Annotated in this window: 6 protein-coding genes and 2 pseudogenes; 2 read left to right on the top strand and 6 right to left on the bottom strand. The window is 71.0% G+C overall.

Translation table 11 applies throughout. The annotated features are described in order from the left end of the window. A pseudogene (locus tag AB0I73_RS39830) lies at positions 1 to 148 on the bottom strand (IS6 family transposase); the annotation flags it as partial. A 218-nt stretch (positions 149 to 366) separates the two neighbouring features. Between AB0I73_RS39830 and AB0I73_RS39825 the strand changes: the two are divergent. Further along, positions 367 to 1,077 (top strand): hypothetical protein, encoded by a 711-nt coding sequence (locus AB0I73_RS39825; RefSeq protein WP_363045280.1) that lies wholly within the window; start codon positions 367 to 369, stop codon positions 1,075 to 1,077. 440 nt (positions 1,078 to 1,517) lie between these two features. After that, a complete protein-coding gene (locus AB0I73_RS39820; RefSeq protein WP_363045279.1) occupies positions 1,518 to 2,516 on the top strand; it encodes an ankyrin repeat domain-containing protein in 999 nt (332 codons plus the stop codon). Positions 2,517 to 2,960: 444 nt separating this feature from the next. Here the strand turns inward: AB0I73_RS39820 and AB0I73_RS39815 are convergent, their stop codons facing one another. The 5 genes and pseudogenes from AB0I73_RS39815 to AB0I73_RS39795 form a co-directional block, all read right to left on the bottom strand. Then, positions 2,961 to 3,482: a hypothetical protein gene (locus tag AB0I73_RS39815; protein WP_363045278.1), complete on the bottom strand. Its 522-nt coding sequence runs from the start codon at positions 3,480 to 3,482 to the stop codon at positions 2,961 to 2,963. Positions 3,483 to 3,688: 206 nt separating this feature from the next. Beyond that, complete coding sequence (locus AB0I73_RS39810; RefSeq protein ID WP_363045277.1) at positions 3,689 to 4,915, bottom strand: CU044_5270 family protein; 1,227 nt, start codon at positions 4,913 to 4,915, stop codon at positions 3,689 to 3,691. Then, positions 4,912 to 5,463 (bottom strand): sigma-70 family RNA polymerase sigma factor, encoded by a 552-nt coding sequence (locus tag AB0I73_RS39805; protein WP_363045276.1) that lies wholly within the window; start codon positions 5,461 to 5,463, stop codon positions 4,912 to 4,914. Before AB0I73_RS39805 ends, AB0I73_RS39810 begins: the two co-directional genes overlap by 4 nt. Positions 5,464 to 5,917: 454 nt before the next feature. Further along, positions 5,918 to 6,139, bottom strand: a pseudogene (locus tag AB0I73_RS39800) (helix-turn-helix domain-containing protein); the annotation flags it as partial. Positions 6,140 to 6,172: 33 nt separating this feature from the next. Then, the coding region (locus tag AB0I73_RS39795) for a serine hydrolase (protein ID WP_363045275.1) at positions 6,173 to 6,547 on the bottom strand (375 nt) is incomplete at its 5' end.

Raw genomic sequence — 6,547 nt, 5'->3', positions numbered from 1 at the left:
TCTCGTAGGAGACCTCGATGCCGCGCTCCAGCATCAGCTCCTCGACGTCGCGCAGGCTCAGGGCGAAGCGGTGATACAGCCACACGCAGTGCGCGGTGATCTCCGGCGGGAAGCGGAAACCCTGGTACGACGGCGCGTCCACGAGCAGCCCCTCCAGCTACCCCAACCAGACAGATGATCATGCCACCGGAGAAGGGCTCCGCTCAACCTGACAACACCGACGTGTCCCATCCGGTGGTCAGGCGGGCCCGTCCGCTCCCGCCGAGGCGGTCACGACACCTCCCTCGCGGCCTTCCTCGCGGCGCAACCAGGAGCGGCCCTCCGGCGTCGTGATCACCAACCAGTGATCCACGAGAAGGGGCACCCGTGCACGCAGACAGACGCTGGGCCGGTTCCGCCGTCGCCGCCGCAGGGACGGTGCTGCTCCTCGCCACCGCCTGCGCCGGGCCATCAGCCCCGGCAGACGGCGCCACGGGCAACCCCTCGCCCGGTGCTGCGGCGCCGGCGACGCGGACGCCCAGCGCTCCGGCGGCCGTGAAGAGCCCGCCGAATCCCGCCTTCGCGGCCGTTCGGGCCAAGCCCTGTCCCCGGCTCACCGATGCCGACAAAATCCGCGGCGACCTGATCACCATGGCCGCCGGCCCGCGCGAAGACATCACCGTCCACCCCGGCGGCGAACCGCAGACCGTTCTCGTCAAGCTCTGCAACACCACCGGCGAGGCACTCCGCGACATCGCGCTCTCCGCGCAGGTCGAGTGGAACGAGCGGGACCCCAGGCTGACGCTGGAACGGCGCGAGGCGCCCGACGGCGACTGGCAGCCCGTCGAGCTGGTTGTGGCCAACGACTACCAGCCGTTGACCGGCGCGTCCGGTGCGCGGGACCTGCCCGCCGATGGCACCCGCATCGTGGAGTACCGGATCAGCGCCGCCGAGGACGCCCCCGAGTACCGCGGACGGTCGGGCGCAGGATGGTTCGGTATCCACGCCGTCCGGGCCGACGCGGACCCGTCCGACATGGAGGACATGCGGGGCGGCGGCCACAAGGCCCTCCAGCTCACCACCGCCCCTCGCGAGTGAGGGGCCCGACGACATCCCCCTACGGGGTTCACTGTCGGTCCCCGCCTCGACGAGGGCGGCGGGCCATCCCACTCCAGGCGCGGCACCGGGTGGAGTGTTCACCCGGTGGTCTGTCCGGGAAGCTGGTGCCCCCTCGCGTGGACCCGGACGTGTCGGCGTGATCGGGCCGGGCCCATCGGGCGCGGGGATCAACGACCGTACGACACCGGGAGACACGGGCGATCGGCCACGCGACCGCGGTTGCCGGGGAGATGAGGAGCCCGGACTGTCAGTCCTCCCGGCTACGGTGCCGGCCACCAGTGATCATCACCAACCGTCCGGCCGCCCCTGACAGGCAACCGATGAGTGCCTTCGTTCTGGCCACGGCTCGTCGGCACCTCTCGTCTGCAGGATGGGGTTGTCTCGTCAGCGGGTCCCGGACACCACCGAAAGGGAATCGCATGTCTGATGCGTGGGGCATGACACCGCTCAACTGGCGTGATCCGGCCGAGGTGCGCCGTCGGCTGGTCACCGGCGCCGATCCGAACGCGCGGCTGTTCGGGCTCGATATGACGCCGCTGCACGAGGCCGTCACCTCCGAGGCGCCGGGTGACGTCGTCGACGTCCTGGTCGCGCACGGGGCCGACGTCGACGCGGCGGACGCAGAGGGAGCGACGCCGCTGTGGGAAGCCGTGCGCTGGGGCAACCGGAGCGCTGCCGAAGCCCTGCTGCGGGCAGGGGCCGATCCATGGCGTCCGGCCATCGCGGGACGGTCCCCTGGCCGCCTGGGCCTCGCCGGGCCGCTCACCGACCTGTTTGCCGGTCTGGCCGGAGCGCCGTCGATCAGTGGGCAGGAACGGGACCGTCAGACTCGGGCGGACGCGTTGATCGCCTCCTATGAGTGGGAGGGATACTGGGACGGACTCGACCTGGCGTTCGTCGCAGACGTCGACGAGGACGAGCTGATCGGACGACTCGGTGAGGAACCGGCGCGGTGCCCGCTCACGGACAGCCCCTTCATCGAGATGGCCGAGGACCCGCACGCCGACGGGGCCGACGACGAGGAGGACGGCGAGTTCGAGTACTCGCCAATGGACTTCGAGGCGTGGGTGGCACGGCGCGACGGCGGTGCGGTGCTGATCGGCGCTGCGGCGTCGTCCGACTCCCTCTGCGCCCAGCTGTCGGCGGGCACCCGGCTGGCCACCGTGTTCTTCAACCCGAAGGGCTCCTGCTACGTGTACTGCTGGGCCGATGGCCGCAGGGTGCGGCAGTCCGAGCCCGCCGACTACCCCTCGGATCCTTGGCTTGAGGAGTGGCTGCACCGATTCGGCCACCACGCCCACGACTCCTCCCACGAGGCACGGGCCCTCGCCTTCATGACCGCCTACACGGGGGTACGCATCGACGAGCAGTGGCTCATCCGTGCCCCCAAGCGCAGAGTGCCCCGCTCCGGAGCGTAGGGCGGCAGCCACGGCGCGGGCGGCTCCCGTCCTGTCCGGTCCGAGGCCGGGGCAGGTCCGGAGCGGGACCCGATGCCGTGGGGGCGGGGCGGACCGCCGATCGAGTCCCTATCGAATCCGGAGCGGTTCACCACGCAAAAACCGCAGCTGCGATGTGCCGTCTTCGTGGCAGCGAGCCAGCTGGGGATGTACCGCCCAATGACAGCCAAGAGGTCGCGAAGTACCACTGCCGTGTCAGTGGCACGCTGCGGCCACGGGCTGACGACCTGCAAGAACACAGTTCTCCCGCTCAACCGTGACTGACGCGCTCTCACTGGCACGAAGCCGACACATCGCATGTCGCATAACCGGTCTGTCCGCCTGCGGGCGTGCCGCTGACGTTCACGGGTTGGGTGGGCGTCCGGATGCCCAGACGCCCACCCACCCGTACTCTCCTCGGACCCCTCAGCCGCCGCAGCCGATCACCGGATCGACCTCGGTGGCAATCCAGCCGTCACCGGTGTCCTTCCAGATCACGCTGAGGACGTCCATGTCGAATCCCTTATCGGTCTTCAGGCATGGCTGCGATCTGGCGAAGTTCTTGTTGTAGTACTCCACCTCGTTGTGCAACTTCAGCTCGTCCGGCTCCGGCGGTGCCGTCTGCTTGCCGGCGAAGGCGTCCACGGTTCCCGGACAGGAGCCCACGTAGCCGGTCTTCTCCCACCGCGCCATCTCGCCGGAGAACTGGAGCGCGGCCTCTGGCGTCATCAGCGCACAGACCTGCTCCGACTCGCCCGCGTACAGGCCCTCGACCAGGAGCTTGTACGACTCCTCCGGAGTCTTCGGCAGGGACGGCTGCGCATTCTCCAGATTGTCCCCCAAGAGGTCGGCGGAGGCGGCGCCGTCCTCTCCGCCTCCCCCGCAGCCCGCCGTCAGGGCGATGGCGGCGACGACCAGACACACAGATGCTTTCAACGACGTGCGCAACGCGGAGTGCTCCTTGGTGAATGGCCGATTCTCGACGCACCGGCCGCAGCAAGCATGCATGCTACGGGCATCCTTTGCCATGCCCACACCCACCGCGGAGCGTCCTCCCGGAACTCGGCGCCGCACGGCTGCTGCTTGGACCGCATGAATCCCAACTTCCCTTGCAATCAAGGACCCCACGCTACGAAGGGAGGGACCTCCGGGTGCTACCGCTCGTCGGCCATGAAGTCCTTGTCGAACGGCGGGGCCTGGTCGGTCCACCGCATCGCCGTGTAGGTGGTGTAGCCGGCGAGCTCTCCCGCCCGGTGTCCGTCGTCGGCCGAGGTCGCGTACGACTCCGCCGACAGCGGCAGTCCGGTCTCCCTGTCGAAGATCAAGCGGCGCTTGCCCTCCCCTCCGGGCCGCGGGTTTTTGAGCTCCACGGCGTACCCCGGGCGCCCGGACCGGTCGGTGACCTCACCGATGTCCCGCACGCCCGGCAGCGAGGCACGCACCCGATAGGCCGCAGCCCGCAGCTGCGGGGACGTCGGCAGCTCGACGGCGAGGTTCTCGGCCGTTTGACCGAGCAGCATCTGCTGGATGTGCGGCGGCCCGTTGTACTGCTCCTCGACAATCTGCTCCAGCCGCTCGCGCAGTCGCTCCGGGTCGGTGGGCAGCGACTCCAGTTCCGCCAGGCCGATCTCCGCCCCGCCCGGGCCCCCGTCGCTGATGCCACCGGGGGCGTCACCCTCGACCTCACCCTCGCCGTCCCAGGTGACGATCTCCGGCTGGAGCTCGGGGGGCGGGCCGTCGTCGTGCCTGTTCCTCTCCCACTCGTGCTGGAGGGCGCGTCGGGCGGCCTGGCTGTAGTCCGTCAGGTCCCACCGCTTCGGCGAGCCGTCGGCGCGCCAGGCCTTCTCGTCGGCCGGGGTGGCGGGCCGGGCCCCGGCGTCGATGAACAGCGTCCACCGCCGGTCGCGCTTGCCGGTTCCCTTCGTCAGCCAACTCTTTGTCTCGTGCCGGACGTAGATCTTGTAGTCCTTACCCGGGACCCTGTGCAGCGACGCCATGCGCACCTCCCGGTACCAGTACGCACCCGAGGTCGCCTCCGTCTTCTCGACGGCGGCGGCGGCCGCGAGCAGGAGGCGGGACTCGGAGAAGTCGGTGGCGGGCGCGCCCGCCTCGGGCCGCGGCCCGCCGCCGGGCGGCCCGGCGACGGTGACGACCAGGGCCGCGGCCGCCACGACCGCCACGCCGGCCAGGGCCACGCTCCACGCCGACCGCACGCCGATGCGGCTCCTTCCCCGCTTCCCCGGCGCCGCCTGCAACTCCCCGGTCCGCGCCATGATGCCCTCCAGCTCGGTCCGCCGGACCTCGGGGTCGACCGGCCTGTCGGGGTCGAGGTGTCCGGGGCGGGCGTCGGTCAGCCGACGCATCAGCTCGTCGTGTTTCATCGCACTTCCTCTCCTGCCGTGCTGAGTCGGGGCTGGACAAGGGGGCGTACCGGCGACGCCTCGTCCCGTACCGCCACCGCCTTGGCGAGCCGACGGCGCGCACGGTGGAGCCGCACGCGCAGGGTGGCGGCCGTGCAACCGACGACGCGGGCGGCCTCACGGGGGGTGAGCCCCTGCCACGCGGCCAGGATCAGCACCTCGCGGTCCTCCTCGCCCAGGAACGCCAGGGCGCTTTGGAGCGCGATCCGGTCGGCGACGTCGTCGGCGATGTCGCCCTCGACCGTCTCCGTCCAGTCCCGCAGCTCGGCGGCCAGCGAGGCGCGCCTGCCCTCGGCGCGTCCGGCCTCACGCAGGACGTTGCGGGCCACGCCGAGCAGCCAGGGCAGCGGCGGCTGGGGTACGTCGCCGATGCGGCGCCAGGCCACAGTGAAGGTCTCGCTCACCACCTCGTCCGCCACCTGCCGCCCCGCGCAGCTGACCGCGTACGCCCAGACGCGTTGTCGGCAGGCGTCGTACATCGCGGTGAAACGTGCCGCATCATCGGACACGCCGTGCACCTCCGTCCTCCAGGTTCCTCTGTCACCAGGAAGTGGTGCGCGCCGCCCGATCGTTACAGCATGATCCGAAAAATTTCGTGGCGGGCCTTTGGAAGGGGCCACACCGCCGGGGGCACGCGGGGGCCGTGAACGCTCTCGACACGGCCGACGACCACGCGCTCGCGCTCCCGCGGGTCGGCCCGCCTCCGCGTGCCCCGGCGTTCCGAAGCTCACCCGAGAGGAGTGGCTCTCAAACTCGCCGCCGGTCATGGACTTGTGAAGCGGTCCATCGTCTCCACGGACGGAGCACGGTACCTCCCGATCTCGTTGCCCGAGTGGCTCCGCTTCACACCCTGTCGGAAACAGGCGTGCTCAGTCACAGGACCGACACATGCGGCAGCACCCCGCACCACCTACAGCTCGAACTCCAGGTGCTCGACGTCGGTGAACTCCACCTCCAGGCCGGGGGCGCGGCGGTAAAGCCGAACCGGGCGCGGGTGTCGACGACCAAGCCCGTGCGGGTGACGGCCTGCCAGCGGGCACGGACCACGTCCTCCAGGCGCCGGGCGAGGTCCGGGCGGGGCCGGCGGATCTGGTCCTTGACGTACCGCTCCACGGTGCGCTGGGTGATGCCGAGGGCGTCGGCCACGGCGCGGGTGCCGTTGAGCTGCTTGACCAGGTAACGTATTCCCCGGCGACGGCACCCAACCGCGTGACCGCCTCAACCACCCGCCCCGGCCGGGCCGTTCACGAGGGCGTCATGGATGGCCCACCCCATGTCGCCCGCACACCAGCTGACGTTGCCCAGGACGGCGACGTCCACATCGTGGTGGGGATAGTGGTAGAGGCGGGCGCTGGCCCCGTCCTCCTCGCCCGTGTGACCCCAGCGGACGACGGCTCCCCCCTCGTCCAGGAGGTGGGTGAGACCGAAGCCGTACTTCCACCGGTAGCCGCGCACCTTCTCCGCCCGCTCGTCGACCTGCGGGGTCAGCGCGAGGCGTGTGGTCTCCTCGTCCAGCAACCGGCCGGTGCGCAGCGCTCGGGCGAAGGCGGTCAGGTCGGCGGCGCTGCAGGTCGCTCCGCCGTCGGCGGCGGC

The organism is Streptomyces sp. NPDC050388 (genome assembly GCF_040655635.1).
GTDB lineage: Bacteria > Actinomycetota > Actinomycetes > Streptomycetales > Streptomycetaceae > Streptomyces.
The sequence above is the reverse complement of the archived record's forward strand: the minus strand, read 5'-3'. Positions and strand labels throughout refer to the sequence as shown.

Bases quoted from the DNA above. Each gene is read 5' to 3' on its own strand.
- AB0I73_RS39820 (WP_363045279.1), top strand. From the start codon at position 1,518: ATGTCTGATGCGTGGGGCATGACACCGCTCAACTGGCGTGATCCGGCC.
- AB0I73_RS39810 (WP_363045277.1), bottom strand. From the start codon at position 4,915: ATGAAACACGACGAGCTGATGCGTCGGCTGACCGACGCCCGCCCCGGA.